Origin of the sequence: Halocola ammonii, from assembly GCF_049334165.1 — a bacterium.
In the GTDB taxonomy this organism is placed as follows: Bacteria; Bacteroidota; Bacteroidia; order Flavobacteriales_D; family Sanyastnellaceae; genus JBEGHD01.
In genome coordinates, this window is the sequence record NZ_JBEGHD010000005.1 from 122,405 (window position 1) to 142,819 (window position 20,415).

At 45.4% G+C, this 20,415-nt stretch carries 11 protein-coding genes and 1 pseudogene; 4 read left to right on the plus strand and 8 right to left on the minus strand.

All coding sequences use genetic code 11. The annotated features are described in order from the left end of the window. Nucleotides 1–28: 28 nt before the first annotated feature. The 3 genes and pseudogenes from rplQ to eno all read left to right on the plus strand — a co-directional run. A pseudogene (gene rplQ / locus ABHV44_RS06870) lies at nucleotides 29–553 on the plus strand (50S ribosomal protein L17); the annotation flags it as partial. 344 nt (nucleotides 554–897) lie between these two features. After that, the gene (gene carA / locus ABHV44_RS06875; RefSeq protein WP_459073930.1) at nucleotides 898–2,022 is read left to right on the plus strand and encodes a glutamine-hydrolyzing carbamoyl-phosphate synthase small subunit; all 1,125 of its coding nucleotides are present in this window, start codon (nucleotides 898–900) and stop codon (nucleotides 2,020–2,022) included. 3 nt (nucleotides 2,023–2,025) lie between these two features. After that, on the plus strand, nucleotides 2,026–3,312 hold the full coding sequence (eno, locus tag ABHV44_RS06880) for a phosphopyruvate hydratase (protein WP_459073931.1): 1,287 nt from the start codon (nucleotides 2,026–2,028) through the stop codon (nucleotides 3,310–3,312). Between the two features lie 12 nt (nucleotides 3,313–3,324). Here the strand turns inward: eno and ABHV44_RS06885 are convergent, their stop codons facing one another. Then, nucleotides 3,325–5,649, minus strand: coding sequence for a M1 family aminopeptidase (locus tag ABHV44_RS06885; protein ID WP_459073932.1), 2,325 nt, complete (start codon nucleotides 5,647–5,649; stop codon nucleotides 3,325–3,327). 400 nt (nucleotides 5,650–6,049) lie between these two features. Here ABHV44_RS06885 and ABHV44_RS06890 point away from each other — a divergent pair, with 400 nt between their 5' ends. Then, the gene (locus ABHV44_RS06890; RefSeq protein ID WP_459073933.1) at nucleotides 6,050–7,588 is read left to right on the plus strand and encodes a hypothetical protein; all 1,539 of its coding nucleotides are present in this window, start codon (nucleotides 6,050–6,052) and stop codon (nucleotides 7,586–7,588) included. An 83-nt stretch (nucleotides 7,589–7,671) separates the two neighbouring features. Here the strand turns inward: ABHV44_RS06890 and ABHV44_RS06895 are convergent, their stop codons facing one another. The 7 genes from ABHV44_RS06895 to ABHV44_RS06925 form a co-directional block, all read right to left on the minus strand. Then, nucleotides 7,672–9,699, minus strand: coding sequence for an OmpA family protein (locus ABHV44_RS06895; RefSeq protein WP_459073934.1), 2,028 nt, complete (start codon nucleotides 9,697–9,699; stop codon nucleotides 7,672–7,674). A 3-nt stretch (nucleotides 9,700–9,702) separates the two neighbouring features. Beyond that, entirely contained in the window at nucleotides 9,703–10,626 is a 924-nt protein-coding gene (locus ABHV44_RS06900) for a PorP/SprF family type IX secretion system membrane protein (protein ID WP_459073935.1), read from the minus strand. Nucleotides 10,627–10,648: 22 nt separating this feature from the next. Then, nucleotides 10,649–16,483, minus strand: a complete 5,835-nt coding sequence (locus ABHV44_RS06905; protein WP_459073936.1) for a choice-of-anchor L domain-containing protein — start codon at nucleotides 16,481–16,483, stop codon at nucleotides 10,649–10,651. A gap of 61 nt (nucleotides 16,484–16,544) precedes the next feature. Next, on the minus strand, nucleotides 16,545–16,937 hold the full coding sequence (locus ABHV44_RS06910) for a hypothetical protein (protein WP_459073937.1): 393 nt from the start codon (nucleotides 16,935–16,937) through the stop codon (nucleotides 16,545–16,547). Between the two features lie 150 nt (nucleotides 16,938–17,087). After that, entirely contained in the window at nucleotides 17,088–17,831 is a 744-nt protein-coding gene (gene rlmB, locus ABHV44_RS06915; RefSeq protein ID WP_459073938.1) for a 23S rRNA (guanosine(2251)-2'-O)-methyltransferase RlmB, read from the minus strand. 7 nt (nucleotides 17,832–17,838) lie between these two features. Next, complete coding sequence (locus ABHV44_RS06920; protein ID WP_459073939.1) at nucleotides 17,839–19,074, minus strand: GWxTD domain-containing protein; 1,236 nt, start codon at nucleotides 19,072–19,074, stop codon at nucleotides 17,839–17,841. 77 nt (nucleotides 19,075–19,151) lie between these two features. Next, nucleotides 19,152–20,414 (minus strand): DNA recombination protein RmuC, encoded by a 1,263-nt coding sequence (locus ABHV44_RS06925; RefSeq protein ID WP_459073940.1) that lies wholly within the window; start codon nucleotides 20,412–20,414, stop codon nucleotides 19,152–19,154. Nucleotide 20,415 lies beyond the last annotated feature (1 nt).

Sequence of the window (20,415 nt, forward strand, 5' to 3'; positions counted from 1 at the left end):
TCTCTTATTTTAGAACACCTATAGAGCAATGAGACACGGGAAGAAATTTAATCACCTGAGTAGAAAACCAGCGCACCGAAAAGCAATGTTGTCGAACATGGCTTGTTCGCTGATCCAGCACAAGAGAATCAACACTACGGTTGCCAAAGCCAAGGCGTTGAGAAAGTATGTTGAGCCGTTGATCACCAAGTCAAAGCTCGATACCACTCACTCTAGAAGAACGGTATTCACTTATCTCAAAAGCAAAGATGCTGTAACTGAACTGTTCCGCGAAGTGGCTCCTAAGGTTGCTGATCGTCCGGGTGGATTTACCAGAATCATTCGCACTGGGTTCAGACTTGGAGATGCTGCTGAAATGTGCATGATCGAGTTGGTAGACTTCAACGACATCTACACTCAGGAAGAGAAGAAAAAGACGAGAAGAAGCCGAAGAGGTGGAGCGAAGAAGAAATCAACGTCAGGTTCTGCTGAGGATAAAGCGACTTCAGAAAAATCTGAGGAAACTCCGAAAGCTGAAAGCAAAGAGGCCAAAGCAGAAACTAAGACTGCTGAGAAGCCAGCTGAGGAAAAGAAAGAAGCTCCTAAAGCTGAATCTAAACCAGAAGCAAAAGCTGCAGCTCCTAAAGAAGAGAAAGCTGCAGAACCAAAAGCTGAAGATAAAAAGGAAGACGACTCTAAGAAGTCTGAACCGAAAGCAGATGCATCCAAAGAAGAGAAGAAGGATGACAAAAAAGACGATAAGAAAGGTGAATAAATTGATTCTCCAAACACGAAATAAAAGGGATGACTCGCTAGAGTTGTCCCTTTTTTTATGTCCAAACTCCCAATGTGAATTGGACGTGAATAAATTGTCCATTGCCGCTCCTTGCGGGAAATTTTAAGAATTATCTTTGCGTCATGAACGAAAAACACCACCACACACCAGCCGTTTTAGTTCTTCAGGATGGAACTGTTTTTAATGGCTATGCTGCCGGAGCCATTGGCACAACTACCGGAGAAATCGCATTCAATACCGGTATGACCGGCTATCAGGAGATCTTCACAGACCCTTCGTACTACCGCCAGGTTTTGGTGATGGCTACAGCCCACATCGGAAACTACGGTGTGCACACCGATGAAATCGAATCGGACAGCATCAAGATTGCCGGATTGGTAACCAAGAATTACTCGGCCATTTTTAGCCGTGCAAGTGGAGAGTGCTCACTAAACGATTACTTCCTGAGGGATGGTGTCGTTGCAATTTGCAATGTGGATACGCGTGCACTCGTTCGCCACATTCGTCAGAAAGGTGCCATGAACTGCATCATCTCCTCAGAGACTACAGATATCGACAAACTAAAAGATCAGCTCAAAGAAACACCTTCTATGGAAGGTCTGGAGCTTTCTTCTAAAGTAACCTGTAAAGAGGCTTACGAGTTTGGCGATCCAGCTGCTAAGTATCGCGTGGCCGCATTTGACTATGGGACGAAGACCAACATCTTGAGGATGGTAGCAGAACGCGATGCATTCGTCAAGGTTTTCCCGATGAAGGCGACTACTGAAGAAGTGAAGGCCTGGAACCCCGATGGCATTATGTTTTCAAATGGACCTGGTGATCCGGCTTCTATGGCAGACGAGATCAAAGTGGTTGGTGAGTTGATCGATTCTGGAATCCCCTGTTTTGGAATCTGCCTGGGACATCAGCTAATGTCTTTGAGTCAGGGTCTCAAAACTGAAAAAATGTTCAATGGGCACAGAGGAATTAATCACCCAATTAAAAACCTCGAAACTGGTAAGTGCGAGATCACTTCGCAAAATCACGGGTTTGTGGTGAGCAAGTCGTCTGCAGAAGATAGTGACAAGGTGGAGATCACTCACGAACACCTCAATGACCATTCTGTAGCCGGAATCAAGGTGAAAGGTAAAAATGCATTCAGTGTGCAGTACCACCCTGAAGCTGCAGCAGGACCTCACGATTCGCGCTACCTCTTCGATCAATTTATCGAAATGATCGCTTCTCAAACCAAAGAAAAAGTAAGCTAAGAAATGAGTTATATCGCGAAGATCCAGGGACGTCAAATTTTAGACTCCCGTGGAAATCCCACCGTAGAGGTTGACGTTTACACTGAGCAAGGAATAATGGGTAGAGCTGCAGTTCCATCGGGAGCGAGCACAGGAGTTCACGAAGCAGTGGAGCTTCGGGATGGTGACGCTGGACGATACATGGGCAAAGGCGTGATGCGTGCAGTTGATAATATCAACACGACTTTGGATGAAGAGCTCAACGGTGCTTCGATCTTTGAGCAAAACCTGATCGATCGTGCAATGGTTGGGATTGACGGAAGCGACAATAAATCCAATCTCGGGGCAAATGCCATTCTCGGTGTTTCATTGGCTGTGTCCAAAGCCGCTGCTGATACGCTTGGACTTCCACTTTACCGTTACCTCGGAGGAGTGAATGCCAATACGCTTCCAGTACCGATGATGAATATTCTCAATGGTGGATCGCATGCAGACAACGCAATTGACATTCAGGAATTCATGATTATGCCGGTTGGAGCTCAATCATTTTCTGAAGGTTTGAGAATGGGTACTGAGGTTTTTCACACCCTCAAAAAAGTACTGAAAGACAACGGCCACTCAACGAATGTTGGTGACGAAGGAGGGTTTGCGCCAGCTCTAAAGTCGAATGACGAGGCGATCGAATTTGTTTTGACAGCAATCGAAAAAGCGGGCTACAAACCAGGTGAAGACATTCTGATCGCACTTGACGCTGCGAGCTCTGAGTTTTACAACAAGGAGGAAAAAAAATATCATTTCGCTTCAACAGGCGAAAAGCTGACTTCTTCAGAGATGGTGAATTTCTGGAAGGAGTGGGTTGAAAAGTACCCGATTGCTTCAATTGAAGACGGACTCGATGAAGACGACTGGACCGGTTGGCAAGAGCTAACGAAGGCAATAGGCGACAAATGCCAGCTCGTTGGTGACGACCTTTTTGTGACAAACGTGAACAGACTTCAGAGAGGAATCAATGAAGGAATTGCAAATTCCATTTTGATCAAGTTCAACCAAATTGGAACGCTCACTGAAACGATTGACGCGGTAAACCTCGGCAAAGCTCATCAGTATACATCGGTGATCAGTCATCGCTCTGGAGAAACTGCTGATACTACAATTGCAGACCTGGCAGTAGCGCTCAACACAGGCCAGATCAAGACCGGCTCGGCTTCGCGTTCAGACAGGATTGCAAAGTATAACCAGCTTCTTCGAATCGAAGAGCAACTTGGTAAAATGGCTTACTATCCAGGGAAAAACTTCCGATTCGGAAGATAGTTCTGATTCGAACTACTGCTTTACCACTTGTTCCACGAAAAGGAGATTGCCTTTCTTGTCGAATCCACGTACGATGTAGAGACCGGCATTGAGCGATCCAATTTGTAGTTCAGTCCTTGTTGAATCCAGATTCTTGAAATTTCCGATGATCTTGCCCGAAAGATCACTAAATGTTACCACAGAGAGCGTACTTTCAAATTGCACAGTCAACTTGTCGAAAGTGGGATTTGGAAAAATTTCGACCTTGTTTTCGAGGCTGTTTTCTGCAATGCTGGTTAATCCTGTTCGAAATGCCCAGGCATAATCACCGCGTTCTAGGTTTTCAAAATCCAGCCAACCAAATCCATCTGTGCTGGAGCCGGCAGTTTGAGTGGAGTAGCTTTCTACTTCCTCCCACGGTTCTGCAGGGCTGGAGCGGTGAACAACGATTAAGCTATCCTCTGTTCTTCCGCTCTGGAAAAGTGTTTCGAAAAAAGAAGGGTCGATGAACTTGTTGTTTCCAGAGTTGCCGTAAAATTCAATCCTACCACTAGCTACGAGCGACTCAGGAAAGAAGCCATCAATTCTCCAAAAGCGATCGGTGCTGATGTGAAACTCCACTTGAGACTGCTCGGGCTCCGGGGCAACAAAATGATTTTCAACGCGCATCCACAGAGAGTCTCCTGCAGCAAGTTCGTCAACGTCAGCGCGAAATTCTGCATCCGAGAAAGTATCGATTCCCGTATCTCCAATGTGCTTTTCTTCAGCCAAAATGGCCAGACTGATCTTATGATTGAAGTTCAGGAAAACACGGGCTGGCTCAATTGAAGTGTTGATTGTAGTTGTTGTGTACTCACCGTCAGTAATGATCTCAACGGTTTCAGTGTTTCTCTCGTTGTCCATCACAGTCACTGCCAGTGGCACTCCCTGATAGAACTCAGGAGCAAAGTGAAGTTTCTGAGAAATGTGGAGCCCAATTTCCCAACTTTCACCAGCGCTGCTGACCACTGCAGAATCAATAGAAAATTCGGGATAGCCGGGTGCAAAAATCCATCTATCAAAAAACTCAACGATATTAGCATCGGTGTAAGAATCGAAAAAATCGCGCATGTTTTCACTTGAAACATCGGAGTAGGCGTACTCTTCCATAAAGTCTGAACTGGCTTCGAAGAAGTCTTCATCGCCCATGTAGACTCTCAGGGCGTTTGCCACATCGGCTCCTTTGTTGTAAACATGACTTCCGTAAGTGTATTCGTGAGGTATCCCTGAAATGGCGCGGTGCTCTCCACCATCTTGTGTGTGGGCAAAGAGCAAGACATTTCGATGGTTCGACTTTATATATTCAGTGTATTCGGCCTCACCGTAAACATCTTCCAAAAAGACAGCTTCACTGAACGAAGCCATGCCTTCGTTGATCCACATGTCTTCGGCAGTTCTGCAAGTCACCAGATTTCCCCACCAGTTGTGAGCAAACTCGTGAGCCATGAGCGTTTCGTAAGCGAGGCTTCCATCCGCAAAACTCAATGGATAGGCAATGTTTGTTGCATGCTCCATGGCACCACCCGTGAACGGTACGAAAACGTATCCAATGCGATTCCACATGTAAGGCCCGTAACGATTTGTAAAAGATTGAAGGTTCGCCTCGAGGTTCACAAAAGAGTTGGTCACGTTCGCAGCATTCGATTCTGGCGCTGCGAGCATTGCGGGCACTTCATCACCATAAAAATCTGTCAGCAGCTGATTGATTTCGCTGTAGTTGCCAACGGCAATAGAAGCTAGGTAAGAAGGAATTTCGTCATCCATGCTCCAGGTGGTGAGCAAACTATCCTGCCCGACCGATTCAGAGCTGATTTTTTCACCATTGCAAATGGCTGTTTTTCCCTGATCAGTCAGTACGGAAAAAGTGAAAGTAGATCGTTCCACAAAATTATCGAAGCAAGGGAACCAGGCCCTGCCGTAGTTGTGGGGATCAGCTGCGAATCCAACACCGAGATTGAACGCGAAGTTGCTGCTCCAGTAAAAGCCGCCCCAACCTGATGCGTCTTGCTGCGGTTGGCCCTGATAGAAGACCTCTACCTGGCTTTGTTCACCTGCCGACAAATTCTCGGAGAGATCAATTCCCAAAAGGGGAGACTCGTAGTTAAAATCGGCCAACTCTCCATCGAGTAATATTGAGTCTACAGTGAAACCGAGCAAATCAAGATTGAGCCAGTTGACCCCATCAATTACGGCTTCGAACTCGATGAGAGCTGAAGCTTTGAGCGTTTGCTCGCTGAAGTTGGTAAAGTCTAAATCAAGGTGAATTGACTTAAGGTCTATCGTATCGCTCCTGAGAATGTCCGCCTGGGAAGTCGCCATCGATTTGTGGGCATGTTGGTGGCTGCAATTTGCCGAGCTCTGAGCGAAAGCGCTGTTTGTTAATACTGTAAGTAATAAGACTGAGAGAGAGCGAAAAATTGATTCCATAACTTATTTTGCGAATATTTGAAATGCTAAAAGACCGGTAGAATACTGCGATCAAGCACAAGTTAGTGATTTTTCATTATGGAAATTGCTCAGTAGATCCCTCTTAAATTTGCCTGTTTGATAAGGGTTCTGCTGAATATTTATGTCAAAAATGATCGTTCGATTAGGGTATTTATTTTTGCCCTTGTAAAACATTCGATTGGAAAGCTAACTTTTCACTTTAGAAGCAGGTGAAAACTCAGGTTAGCAAGAACAACATCATTTTGAGTTTTTACAGTCTGAAATCCAGTTTATGAAACCATCAACAGAGTTATTCGATCTTATTCACTCGCTAACAAAATCAGAGAAGCGATTTTTCAAGCTTTCTTCTTCGTTGCAGAGCGGTGAGAAAAACTATCTGAAGATTTTTGATGCAATAGACAATCAAGACTCTTATGACGAAGAGGCTATTAAAAAGGACTTTGAGGGAGAGACCTTCATCAAACACCTGCCTTCAGAAAAGAATCACCTCTACAAGCTTATTCTGAAAAGCCTGAGAGCCTACCATTCAGATGACAGCATTAGCTCAATCCTCAAGCAGGAGATAAAAAATATCGAGATTCTTTACAAAAAGGCACTTTTTAAGGAGTGCAACAAGTTTTTGATGAGAGCTAAAAAACAAGCCATTGCACATGAGAAGTTTTATTTTCTCTTTGAATTGATCAGTTGGGAAAAAATGCTCCTGGAAGAAGCTTATGAGGATGGACAGTTCACAAAAGATTTGGATACGCTAATCAAGGAAGAACAAGAAGTGATTGAGAAACTTAGAAACCTTGCGGCCTATCACGTCCTTTACTCGAAAATCAATTATGTTTTCCGCAGTGGCGGATATGTACGAGATGAGGAGGACAAAAATCTGGTGGACGAAATTGCTCAACACCCACTGATTGTAGGGAAAAATACAGCCATCTCACGAAGGGCTGCCACAATTTGTTACTACACACAGGGCTTTTGTCATCTTGCCAATGCAGAGTATGAAGAAGCCTACAAGAAATTTATGAGGGTAAAGGAAATCCTCGATGACAATCCAAAGGTGAAATCTGATCTCAGCAAACGATACACACGAACGCTTAGCAACATTCTCACTTGCCTCATTGATAAAAAGGATTATGAGAAGGCGACTTCGATGATCGAGACCATGCGGAATATTCCCAATGAGAACTCCTCATTCAAGAGCACAGATATTCTTGTGAATATTTTCAAAACTACTTCAATCGCTGAGCTTCAGGTGTGTCTTTTCACCGGCAACACCAAGCAGGGTCTGAAAGTGATTCAGTCGATTATGAACGGCCTCGAAGAGTACGAAGGCAAGCTGCACAAGGAGCAACAACTAAAGTTCTATCACTACATCGCCTATGTTTACTTTGTAGCCGGGGAATACAACCAGTCACTGTTTTGGATCAACAAAGTGCTCAACGATAAGGAGAACACGCTTCGTCAGGATATTTATTCTTACGCTCGTCTGTTTAATTTGGTCTTGCACTATGAACTCAAGAACTACGATCTTCTCGAGTACATTACCAAAGCAACTCAGCGTTACCTACACAAGCGTCAGCGTGACTACGAGTTGGAAAAAGTGGTGTTGGACAATATGAAGAAGTTGATTCGTACCAACAATGTGATCGACAAGAAGGCTGTGTTCTCTGATTTCCAGAAACAGCTTTCGGAACTTATTCAACGTCCTGAGGACATGATCGTGTTTAAGTATTTCGACTTTAGAATTTGGCTTACGAGCAAAATCAACAATTCTACTTTTGCGGAGACGATTAAAAAGAAAGAGTTGGCAGCTTAATTTGGCATCAGATAAGAAACGCAATAAAGAAAGCCACTCCGGTTTCAAACTGGAGTGGCTTTCTTTTTGAATAAAGTTTGATTCTATTTCTTCTCAAGAACGATGAACTCTGTTCTTCGGTTTTCCTGATGTTTTGCTTCTGAACAAGCGTAACGACCTTCAGAACAATCGCAATCGTTTTTCAACTCTCTTTCGCCCATCCCTTCCGAGAGCAATCGGCTTCTGTCGATTCCTTTTGCAATCAGATAGCGCACAACAGCACTCGCTCTTCTTTGAGAGAGGTCATCGTTGTATTCCATTGTTCCACGGCAGTCGCAGTGCGATCGAATTTCGATTCGAAGTCCTGGGTTGTCTTTTAGCTTTTTCACGAGTTGATTCAAATAAGGTTTGGCATCCTCGCGCACAACAGCCTTATCGAAATCCCAGTAGATGTTAGGAACTGCATAGGGGTAATTGTCGAACTTTGCTGATTTATCATCACTTTTTGTAGTGTCGTCCTCATCCGCATCGTCCTCTCCTGAGTCCGATTTATCATCACCGTCATTTTCATTGTCTGCAGTGTCATCATCGCCATCATCAGGGTCAGAAACAATCAACTCTTCCATTTCCAGAACTACCTGAAGTTTTTCATCTTCAGTGATGTCTTTAGTGGAAACGTTGGTACTCACATTGAAATAATCGTCTTTGAGAGCAGTGATTTTGTAATCTTTACCTTGTTTAAGTTCCATTTTGAACTTGCCTTCTGAATCTGTCTTGAGCGTATCCGTAGTCCCGTCAGTGATGTTTTCAATGATCACTGTCGCGTTCTTGAGCGGCTGCATAGATTCTTTGTCGTTCACAAGCCCTTCAACAAAAATGTCCGGATCAAAAATCATGAAGGAATAGATGCGGTCCTGTTTGTCGCGATTAGAACTCAAGTAACCGGTTTGTCCATCTTCGTTAAATACAATCCCAAAATCATCGTAAGCACTGTTGATTGGGTAATCCATGTGAATTGGCGCACTCCACTTGCCATTCTTTTTTACACTGTACAGAATGTCTAATCCACCCAACGACTGCTGTGCATTAGAAGCAAAGTACAGAGTGTCTGAGCCTTTGAGCGTTGGGAAAACCTCATTGCCCGGAGTGTTGATTTTGTCGGTGAGATTTGTCGGAGTCGTCCACTCACCATCCACCATTGTGGACATGAAAATATCCATCTTGCCTCGGGTTCCGTCCATGTTGCTGGAAAAATAGAGTGTATCTCCAGAGTGGTTCAAAGCCGGGTGAGCAACAATAGAATTTTTGTCGTTGAAAGGCAGTGGTTGGGGTTCTTCCCAATTTCCTTCTGCGTTTTTCTTAGTCGAGTAAAGCTGAGGGTTGTTGAAGTTTTCATCTGTAGCAGCCAATTTCCCGCCAGGGTTGTAGTCGCTACGAGTCAAAATCATTGTGTTGCCATCTTCAGAAACAGCTGGCAATGCATCGTGGTAAGATTCATTTATGCCCTCTACTTTTTCGGGAGAAGACCATTTTCCACCTTCGAGTTTGGTGTAGTAGATGTCCAGGTAAGCGAGTTTGTTGTAAGGGTCTTTCTTGGCGCCACCAGAAGCCTGACCGGAAATCAACAAACCGTCATTGTAGTGCACGGGCGAGTAGAAGGTCACCAGGCTCGGAATCATCAATTGATCTACCTGGTAGAGCGTTGAATCCTTTTTCATTTCAGCGATTCTACGGCATGACTCTTTCAACTTTTCAGCTACCACATTATCGCTATCTCTTGATAGAATGCCTTCAAATACATTTTCAGCTTTGTTGTAATTTCCTGTGCTCATCAGAGCGCGGCCATAATTCAGTCTATCCTCATCTGTGATTTTATCGGAAGTCATGGCGTTTTCAAATGCGCCAACGGCCTTTTCGTACTGATTGGTCTGGATGTAGGAATCGGCAAGAAGCAGTCGCTTTTCAGCGTCTGGCCTGGTTTCGAGACCTTTCTCCAGCTTCTCAATTGCCTCGGCATATTTGAGGTTGGCGTGAGCTTCAGCACCTTGTTTCAGATACATTGAAGCGCAACTACTCAGTAGAATCCCGAGAGTTGCCAGAACAAGTATTTGTGAAAATCTCCAGTTCATCATCTATTAAAAATATCTTGGTGATCTTGTTTTTATGTCTACGTTCTTTCCAAAGTCGAAGCCGAGCATGATTTCATGCGACCCGTTTGCGAAATCGTTGATATCAGAAAGAGTGTAATCGTAAGCATACCCAACTCTAAACTGGTTGGTAATGTTGATGTCGAGCATTCCTACAACTGCATCTCCGGTTCTGTAACCAACTCCAAGTCCGATGAAGTTGTTGTAGTAAAAATTGCAGTTGATGTCAAATTCCATGGGCGCAGCTTGTTGATACTTTGCCAGGAATGACGGCTTTATCGCAATCGGTCCGCTGGTTTCAAAAACGTAACCGGCATTCAGGAAAAAGTGCTCTTCGAAAAATGAGCTTTGCGAAGATCCTTCGGGAATGAGGTTGTCATCGGCAGCAATAATTGTTGGAACTGAAACGCCAGCGTAAAACTTGTCGGTGTAGTAATAAATCCCAGCTCCAAATTTTGGAATTGCCTGGTTTTCGATGTTCCCGTTTTGATAAACCGGATCGTTTTCGTCCCAGTTTTGAATTTCATTGAAGTCAGCACTGTACATGCTCAGTCCTGCCCTCAAGCCAAAGGATAGTTTTCCCGCTCCAGTCTCGAGGTGGTAGGCAAAATTAGCCGAGGCCTCGAATTGGTTGGTAATCCCAATTCTGTCGTTCGAAACGATCAGTCCCACACCAAGCTTGTTGTCTGCCAGCGGTCCATCGATGCTCACCAGCTGCGTGCTTGGAGCTCCATCGAAATTGACCCATTGGCTGCGGTGCAGGGCAGAAGCACTAAAGTACTCGTGAGAGCCTGCGTATGCCGGGTTAAGGAACAATCCATTGAACATGTACTGGCTCACCTGAAGCTCTTGCTGAGCTTGCAAGGCCACTGCCATACAAATTCCGGTTGCTATGAGTAATATTTTTTTCATGTCTCTTTTCTTTTAATCGGCATTATCTTCTCAAGTCTACGTAAGTGTTAAGCTCGGTGCCATCTGCGGTGGTAAAGACAGCGAAGTAAGTTCCTTCAGGAAGCTGCTCGCCATCGTTGTTGTTACCGGCCCAGGTGTTGTCGTAATTCTCTTTTTCGTACACTAGATTTCCCCAGCGGTTGAAAATCTTCAGATTATTTTCAGGATAGCGCTCCAGCCCGAGGATCACGAAGAAGTCGTTGAATCCATCTCCGTTAGGAGTAAATCCATTTGGAAGAGTTAGGTCCGAAGGTTCAGTGAGATTTACAATGAACTCGTAAACACAGCCATTCGCGTCTGTCACAGTCAGCGTGTACTGACCGGCAATCAACTCATCTATGTCCAATTGATCGGAAGTGAATCCGTTAGGGCCTGTCCATGAAATGTCGTATGGAGTAGTGCCACCAGAAAGCTCGGTGTTGATGAATCCGTCATTTCCACCGAGAGTGCTGATGTTGTATCCGTTGTCATAGATCGAAACATCAAAGTCAGGCTCTACTGGAGAAGAACCGCCTACACTGAAAGTGAAGTCGTAAACGCATCCGTTGGTGTCTTCGATTGTTGCTGTGTAGTCTCCAAAGCTAAGTCCGGTAATTTCGGTTCCGGTTCCAACTTCGTTTCCTTCGCTATCAGTCCATGTGATTGTTGGATCACCGATGGTGTTTTCTACGATAATTGAAATCGCTCCGTCTGTATCATTTCCGCACTCGACATCAGTAATAGAAGCATCAGCCGTTACCGTTGGAGGTCCGTCAATTGTGATTTCGAGAGACTGGATACATCCTGCAGCATCTGAAACTACAACGTTGTACGTTCCAGCCAAAATATCAGTGAGGTCTTCAGTGTCGGCAGTGAAACCGTTAGGTCCTGTCCAATCGAAATCGAAAGGCTCAGTTCCACCTTCAGTTATCAAATCGATTGAACCGTTAGCCTGACCGCAAGTGGCATCTTCAGAATCAAAGTCGAGTAGGAGTTGATCTGGTTCGATGATGCTAAAGCAGGTGTCCGCCAGACAGCCGTTGGTGTCTTCAAGATCGATGCAGTACTCTCCTTCTGTAAGGTCTGAGATGTAGGTTGTGTCCACAGCACCATTGTCCCAGTCGATGTCCAAATAGTCACCTGTACCACCCATTGGGTTGGCTTCGATGGAACCGTTGGTTTCACCATCACAAGAAATGTTGTTGATCGTAGGATCGAAAGTAATCGGATCCGGCTCCACAACTTCAATCGGCTGAATCAGCTCACACCCGTTGGTGTCAACTACACTCAGCGTGTAAGTTCCAGCGGGAATATCCGTGAGAATCAGGTTGGTTGTGGCAGTGTCTATCCAGTTGATTTCGTAACCCGGTGATCCACCTTCGACAGAAACTTCGAGTGAACCATCACTCAATCCATTACAAGTGATGTTGAATCCATTGTAATCGGACAGCACGGTGTTCACTACCAGTTGGTCTGGCTCTGTGAGCGTGAAGAGTAAGGTAGTGTCGCAACCGTTGTCGTCTGTCACGAGAACTTCGTAATCTCCGGCACAGAGGTCAGATACGTCTTCAGTAAATGCGATTTCGTTGTCTTGTTCATCTCTCCAAACAAAGCTGTAAGGATCAACGCCACCGGTTACAGTTAGGTCAATTGACCCATCGCATGCTCCAAAGCAAGAAATGTTGTCACCGCTTGGAAAGATCGAAACTTCTGAAGTCACTTCAAGAGCTTCGTCCGGTTCTGTTACTGTGATGCAGTCACTGGCTTCACAGCCTTCGCTGTCGGTTACTGTGTAGCAGTATTCGCCAGGGCGTACTTCTGAAGGATCGAAAGTTGGATCTGGGAAGCCATCTACAGTCCACTCACCGGTGTAAGGTGGTGTTCCTCCGGTAATACCGGTGTCGATAGAAACTGTATCTCCCACACAAGGGATTTCAAAAATCGGATTTTCAATTCCAGTAGGAACCGTCAGGTCGACTGTGAATGGCTCCGGTTCTTCAACTTCTACTTCGATTACCGCAGTACAGCCAGAATCGTCAGTAACGGTCAGTTCGTAAGTTCCGGCTGGTAGACCGCCAATTGTGCTTCCTGCATAAGTCCCTTCAGGACCAACCCAGCTGTAGGTGAGTGGATCTGTTCCACCAGTTGCTGAAACTGAAATCGAACCGTCTGAGTCGCCAAAACAGCTTACGTTTTGAATCGCATCTACAGTGATTTGAATTTCTTCAGCTTCATCAACCGTGAAGGTAGTGTCACCTATACAGTTGTTAGAATCTGTTATTTCGAGCGTGTATTCACCAGCACAAAGGCTGTCGAGTAGCAAACCGTCTTCGTTGGTTCCAATCCAGTTGTAGTTGGTGTAAGTGCCGCTTCCTCCTGTTGGAGTAGCATCGATCACTCCATCGCAGTTTCCGTTGCACGAAACAGAGTCGATCACGGCAGTTGCGCTAATTGGATTAGGCTCAGTGAGTGTAATTGTCGTTGTTGCAAGGCAGTTGTTTGCATCGGTCACATCCACGCAGTAGACACCAGCTGGAAGCCCAGTCAGAATTCCACTGTTCGGATCGTTAGGCGCTACGTCATCGCAACCACTCCAATCGTATTCGTAAGGTGCTTCACCGCCAGTTACGGTTGCAGAAATCTGACCATCGTTTTCTCCATTACAAGAAATGTTGAACTCTCCGTCAAACTCCGTAACCTCAATGTTGAGGTCGAGCACTTGAGGAGCCTCAATGAAAATGGAGTCCTGAACCACGCAGCCAGAGACGATGTCAGTTACTTCAATCACGTAAGTTCCTTCAAACAAGTTGTTGATCGTTGGTTGGTTCGATCCAGGGAAGAAAATCGCTGCATTCTCGAGCCACTCTAACTCCAAATTGAGGTCACCCGTTCCTCCGCTAACGTTCGCTGTTACCGAACCATCGTTTTGTCCAAAGCAAGAGGGAGTTTCGATGTCGACAAAATCAATCTCGATTTCATCATTCTCAGACTCAATGGTAAATTGGTTGATCTCCTGGCATCCGGCTTCGTCAGTTACTGAGAGCAGGTAGTTTCCGGGGCAAAGGTCAGTGATGTCTTCTGTGTTTGCCATGAAGCCATCCGGTCCGGTCCATTCCAGGGTGTAGTCACCGGTTCCACCTGTGATCGTTACGTCAATGGCTCCGGTGCAATCTCCAAAGCAAGTCACATCCGTAATTGTTTCTGCGGTGATCGCAATGTCATCATTGGTCGTGAGGTTGATTGTTTCCTCGTAAGTGCAGCCGAGGTCATCAGTCACGATAACCGTGTAAATTCCAGAGTTGAGATTAGTGATGTCTTCTGTGTCTGCAGTGAAGCCATCAGGTCCTGTCCAATCAAAGTCGAACGGAGGAACACCACCTGTTACTGTGATGTCGATTTCACCGATTCCAGCTTCCGGATCAGTACAAGGATTGGGAACAGTTGTGAATGTCAGGTTGATTGCTGGAGGGCAAGTGAGTTCCACTTCATCTGTGAAAACACAGTCGTTGTCATCCGTTACTGTGAGAATGTAGGTTCCGCAAGGCAGGTTGCTGATGTCTTCTGTGAAGTAAGTATCACCAGATCCTTCTTCTTCCCACTGAACAGTGTATCCCGGAGTTCCTCCGTCTATGGTGATGTCGATAAAACCATCGTTTGCATCTGCACAGGACACGTTGTAGGCTCCACTGTGGTAACTAGAAATGTTGTCGTAAGTAACGCTGATTGGTTCGCCCGGTTCGCCAACTACGATTTCTACAGAGTCGGCACTCGTGCATCCGTTGTTGTCGGTTACTGTAGCGTAGAAAGTTCCGCTTGGCAGGTTCGTTGCCACTGGTGATTCGAGATCCGGATCGTGGCTCCAGTTGTAAAAGTAAGGTGTACAGCCTCCGGTGGCGGTGAGTGTAGCCACACCGTTTTGAGCTCCGTTACAAAGCACGTCTACTTGTCCAACGAGCTCTACTGCCAGGGGATCTGGTTCTTCTAATGTTGTTGTCGAAGTGATCGTGCATCCAACTTCGTCAGTAATTGTAGCCGTGTATGTGCCAGCTGAAAGTCCTGTTGCAGTTGGGCCAGTTTGAATCGGATTTGTATCCCATTCGATCGTGTAGTCTCCAACACCACCTATTGGAGTGATTGTAATTTCACCATCGCTACCTCCGTTGCAAGAAATATCTTCACAACCATTGTCGGCAATTTCGATCGATTCAATTTCGAGGAGGTTGCCTTCCACCACATCAACACAAGCTTCTGTGGTACAGCCATCGCTGTCGGTCACAGTCACACAGTAGGTTCCTGTGGCGAGACCATCTGGGTTTTGATCGTTCGAAGTAAAACCATCTGGACCGGTCCAGTCGAAAGTGTAAGGGCCATTTCCATTTCCAACAGTGGTGGTGATGCTTCCTGTACTTCCATCTTCACAACTCACAGGACTTGGTGTTAGGAGAATGTCGAGAGAAGTAACATTTACCCTAATGGAATCCTGTGCTTCACAATCAGAAATTTGAGAAGTAAGTGTGTAAACTGTCGTTGAGTCTGGGCAGACATCCGTTACCAGTGAGTTTGGATCCTGAATTCCCGAGAGCGGAGACCATGAAAAAGTGGCGTCACCTTCTTCCATAGCTACTCCGGTAATTTCGACACATTCACCTGCACAGATTGTCGCCTCATCGGGTACGATATCCACGTTGAGCTCGTCTGCGATGTACAAATTCGTACTATCGAGGATTCCTCCGGCACAAAGTGGATTTTCAAGAAAGAAAGTGATGTATTCGGTTCCTTCGGCCAGTCCATCTGCTATGGCCTCAAGGTCTATTGTGAAAGTTGTTTCATTGGCCGGAATCGTAATCGTGATTGGGTCGTTTTCGTTGCCAGTTCCTATTTGTGGAGTGTAGTCCACTCCGTCAGTAGCGGTACCGCCAACATAGAAAGTGACGTTTTGTGACGAAGGTGTCGCTACATCACGTATAAAGGTTACCGTTCCATCGTTACATCCTTCGATCATGGTGTCAGTTCCACCAGCAGAGGCAGTGAGAATTGTAACGGGATTCGATTCAATTTTCTCTACAAAAACGGCAGAATCGTAAAGCCTGTCCGATCCGTCAGCAATAATGAGTTTGAGGTGATACTCTTCACATGGAACCAGGTTGCCTACTACAGCCTTCAGATCAACTGTGAAACCATCATATTGAACGCCAGATCCAGCGGGGCTTGTGTTGTCGTAAAAATATTGCGAGTTCGTGTTGTTATTTACTGAGTTGATTGCCACGGCTGTGCTTGTTCCGGGAATCAGGGCAATGTTTACATCAGTTCCGATATTCGGTCCGGAGATGTAAAATCCAAAAACGTCATTAAATGGCGAGTCGACCCACTCGTTGTACTCCTCGGAGGCAAACGTGAAATCGAACTTTAATGAATCACCTTGTGGGAAAACATCGAATTCAAAAGTTGTGGCGTCAAAAGTAGTTCTGTCCTGAGCATCATTTAGGAGTTGACTTCCAGGGAAATCATTGTCGTACTCATCGCAGTTCAGACAGTTTGATCCATTCAGTTGTGGCAGTCCGGACTCATCGTTTGGTCCTATCGCATTCATGGCTTTACCAGTGGTGAGAAGGAGACCTTCGCTGGTGCCGATTTCTGTTCCCATAGAGTTGTAGTACCCCCATGAACTGTCGGCTGCTGTTACTTGCGCGTTGTCGATCACCACTCCATCGCCAACTAGGAGTTGAGCAATATCTTGAGGAGTTGTGGTAGGATCCACAATTAATTGTGCGCTCGATGAAGTAAAGCACAGGAGCAGTGCAAATAATGGGAGGACACGAATGAGTAATTTTTGACTCATACCAGAAAATATTTAAGTGTGATTCTGTTCAATTGATTGAGAGTGTTGACAATAGGTGTGATTAGTTTCTTCGAGTTCTAAACTCTTTGCAACGCACCATAAACTTCTCTTCGTTAAAATCGGAAAGAAGCTCAACTTCACTGAGAGCAGTGTTTTTTCTAACCAGATCTGTAAAAGCATCGGCCAGTAGTTTCTGGCTACTGAATGTTCCCACAACCTTTACTTCAAGTACCGAAGCAGGAATGCAAGCTGAAGCAATTTGGAAGCGGCTGTCGCCAGCCACTGCCGACTTCAGTTTGGAGTATTCTTCAACAGATAAATTTTCAATTTCAAAATAGCTCAGTGGACTTTCAGACGATTGTCCAAAGCCTGTGAATACTGATAAGAAGAGTGAGAAAGTGAGTAAGAGGGTGGGAGCTATTTTAACCTTCAGAGTGCCATGCGATTTAACCATCCTTAAAGTAGATATTTGTTTAGTTGTGTTAATATACATTCGGTAGTCTATCTACACTAACCGAATCCGCTGCAAAAGTGCAAAATATATTCGGTGAAACCGGACTAAAAGCAGGTTAAAATCGCATTTTAACCTGTTTAGGGTAAAGGCTTAACTATTTAGTCTGCGCTGCCTTAGGGTTTCATAGAGTAGTATTCCAGCAGCTACCGACACATTGAGCGAAGCAATTTTGCCGCTCATAGGTATTTGTAGCTGGTGTTCTGTATATCTCAATAGTTCAGGGTGGACTCCGTCCTCTTCACTACCCATAATGAGGGCTGTTGGTTGCGTCAGGTCCACCTTGTCGGGTGTTTCGCTGGCTTTTTCTGAAGCAGCAACGATGCTGATTCCGTAATTTTTTAGTGTCTTCAGAGTATCTCTAAGGCTTGCTACCTTACAGACATTCAGCTGCATAAGTGCTCCGGCTGATGTTTTAACTGCGTCTTCATTCAGCTGTGCTGCTCCTTTTTGGGGAATTATCAGAGCATCTACTCCGTGACACTCTGCCGTGCGCGCAATGGCTCCAAAATTTCTCACATCAGTGATGCGATCGAGGATCATCAACAAAGGTGTTCTGCCTTCTTCGAAAACCTGGAGAATCACATTTTCCAAATCTTGAAACTCTACAGGGCTGATGTAGGTGATCACACCCTGGTGATTTTTTTGAGTGATCCTATTTAGCTTTTGTGCCGGAACGAACTGCACGGCAATTTCATGAGCGCGAGTCAAGTTGAGGGCTTCTTTGGCAAGGTCGCCCTGCAGGCCTTTCTGAATTAAAACCTTGTCGATTGTTTTGCCCGCTTCAATGGCTTCGGTCAAAGGTCTGATGCCGAAAAGAATATCTGTTGATTTCATTTGCTGCTTACTGATTGTAGATTCTGCCCGAACGCCAACTCTGCACAGCTCTATCCCAAAAGGTGCGATAAGACATGTCTCTGGCAAGTTCGTAGTGATTGTCGGAAATGGCTTCGCGGTTTCGATTAAAAGTGAAGGAGAGCGAGTTGAGGTTGTTTTCCTCACCGTAGAGCCATTTTTCAAAGTCAGGTCCGCGAAAAATTTTCTTTGGGTTCCCGAAAATGATGTGGATCAAACCACGATCGGTTTTCCACCCCGGAATATGGGAAGTGAAGTAATAATTGGCCTCTTCCACCCGGGTGTAGTAATTTTTAATCAGATCTCTTGCTCTGTCCTTGCTTCCCGCATTCTCCATCCAAAAGGCATCCATTTTGGCTTTCCTTTCTTTGTGGCCTACCATTCCCTCAAATTCCGACTTGGACATGATGTAGCGGCTCACTGCTATCATTTGGTCGAGTTTGCCCACAACAGGGAAATGCTCTGAGTCCACCCAAAGTGAAACGAGTTTGCGATCATTCTCAGGGTTGTGAAACGAAAACAGACCTCGGCTCACCGGAACGATAAACTTGTTGCCAACTTTCTCGCATTGACCGAGTTTCCCAGAAGAGATGTCGATTGGAGGAACCTCAACCATAGAAAAGGGTGGAGGTGGTAGCGGAATTTCTCCTGTGTAGTGATAGTAACGAATATTGTCAGGAGGATTTACATCGCAACTAATGCTGAGCTTCTCTTCTCCGGCAAACCAATTGTGAAAAACAACCTTGTCGCTCTCATCCGAAATGAGAAAAAACTGCGAAGAGTTTTCGGTTTTGTCAACAACAATTTTTTCTCGGAATCGCGCCCCTCGGTTTTGGTCGATTAGCATGATTTCCATCGTGTAGATGGTCCCCATTGGCATGGAAAAAGGAACGAAAGAATTAACAGTTCCCGGTTGCTTGGGATTGCTGGTAAACGACAAGTCCTCCGCATGAGAAGTCAACGCTTGCTCGGCATCGAAGGAGTTGAACAGGCGATACTCGATGCGAATGTTGGCTTCGAATGGCTCGCTAGGATCGGGCCGAGTGAAAAGAAACTGACGCAATTCAAATTGAAAATGCAACTGAGAGCTATCCTGCTGATTGTGATACACCACATAATCGGGATGTGGCATGTCCAAATCGTAGAGATGGTAGCCGTCCTGGTCATTGCGGCTCAGGTTAGAGGTGCTGGCACAACCCGCAACGAATGCTATCAAAAGCATCATTGAAAAAATCTTTGACGTTGTGCCCATGCGTTTCATTCTGCGAGTTTAGTGAATTTTGTGGTTGTGCTGAGGCAAAATCAGGGTAGCCTTTTGGATGCCTGAGCTCCTAATTTCTTCATTTTTTCGGCTCTCGACAACAAGTTTCCTTTGCCATCACCGACTTTTTTCAAAACTGTTTCATGGCTGTTTTGCAGAGCGTTGATTTGATTTCCCATTTTTTGGAGTTCTTCCAGAAGGCTTGCCAGTCGGTCGTACATCAACCCGCCTTGCTTTGCAATTTCGAGTACGTTTTTCCTTTGGTTTTCTTGTGTCCAAATGAAAGAAACGGTGCGCATCGTAGCCATCAGAGTGGAGGTCGTGACCACCACCACATTGTTATCAAGAGCCAGTTGATACAGTGAATCATCATTTCTGAAAGCTGCTGAAAATGCCGGTTCAATGGGGACGAAAAGCAAAATGTAGTCGGGTGACTTCAGCTGTTCGAGTTGTTGGTAGTTTTTGTTTCCGAGCGACTTTATGTGCGTTTTTAGACTCTCGATGTGCTTGTTTAAAAATGTCTTTTCTTCCTCTGCGGTTTCTGCCGAGCAAAACTTTTCGTAGGCTTTGAGCGACACTTTAGCATCGATGATGAGGTGCTTTTCTTCCGGGAGGTGCACCAAAAAATCCGGTTGTTTCCGTCCGTCCTCATCGTTGAATGACGACTGTGTCTCGAAGTGAATTCCTTTTTCCAAACCCGACTTCAGCAGGACTTTTTCGAGTTGCCATTCACCCCAGTTTCCCTGAGCTTTGTTGTCTCCTTTCAGTGCGTTAGTGAGACCGCGTGCATCTTCATCGAGTTGTCGGTTGAGCAAGGTGAGGTTTTTCAATTCCTGGTCGAGTCTGGTGAGTTTCTCAGTTTCGTCCTTGTGCGCTTTTTCAACCTGTTCCTTAAATTGTTTGAGGTGTTCATCGAAGGGTCGGAGCACGTTTTGCAACTGTTCTTTTTCGAGCTTCGCGAGTCGCTCAGATCGCTCTTCCAGAATATTTTGAAAGGCCAGGGCAAACTTTTCTTCAAATTGTTTTTGTTCTTTTTGCAGTCGCTCGCCTTCCGTTTCCAGTTTCGACTTTAGGTTTTCGTTTACTGTATTCGCCTGGGTAAGCAGCTGTTTCAGTTTTGAGTTTTCGCTTGCCAGGTCAGATTTTTCACCTTCTAGTTTTTCCAATCCAAATTCCAGTCGATCGTTGATTTGTTTGGCTGACCTGACAGCGCTCGTAGCCGAAGCAAGTTTCCAGATGAGCCAGCCGATGGCGATCAGAGAAATAAAAAGAAGGGCGATGAGGAAATATGAAATGTCACTCATT

Excerpts from the sequence above, each read along its gene's own strand:
- carA (WP_459073930.1), top strand. The coding sequence starts at position 898 with ATGAACGAAAAACACCACCACACACCAGCCGTTTTAGTTCTTCAGGAT.
- ABHV44_RS06920 (WP_459073939.1), bottom strand. The coding sequence starts at position 19,074 with ATGATGCTTTTGATAGCATTCGTTGCGGGTTGTGCCAGCACCTCTAAC.
- ABHV44_RS06900 (WP_459073935.1), bottom strand. The coding sequence starts at position 10,626 with ATGAAAAAAATATTACTCATAGCAACCGGAATTTGTATGGCAGTGGCC.
- ABHV44_RS06895 (WP_459073934.1), bottom strand. The coding sequence starts at position 9,699 with ATGATGAACTGGAGATTTTCACAAATACTTGTTCTGGCAACTCTCGGG.
- eno (WP_459073931.1), top strand. The coding sequence starts at position 2,026 with ATGAGTTATATCGCGAAGATCCAGGGACGTCAAATTTTAGACTCCCGT.
- ABHV44_RS06910 (WP_459073937.1), bottom strand. The coding sequence starts at position 16,937 with ATGGTTAAATCGCATGGCACTCTGAAGGTTAAAATAGCTCCCACCCTC.
- ABHV44_RS06905 (WP_459073936.1), bottom strand. The coding sequence starts at position 16,483 with ATGAGTCAAAAATTACTCATTCGTGTCCTCCCATTATTTGCACTGCTC.
- rlmB (WP_459073938.1), bottom strand. The coding sequence starts at position 17,831 with ATGAAATCAACAGATATTCTTTTCGGCATCAGACCTTTGACCGAAGCC.
- ABHV44_RS06890 (WP_459073933.1), top strand. The coding sequence starts at position 6,050 with ATGAAACCATCAACAGAGTTATTCGATCTTATTCACTCGCTAACAAAA.
- ABHV44_RS06885 (WP_459073932.1), bottom strand. The coding sequence starts at position 5,649 with ATGGCGACTTCCCAGGCGGACATTCTCAGGAGCGATACGATAGACCTT.
- ABHV44_RS06925 (WP_459073940.1), bottom strand. The coding sequence starts at position 20,414 with ATGAGTGACATTTCATATTTCCTCATCGCCCTTCTTTTTATTTCTCTG.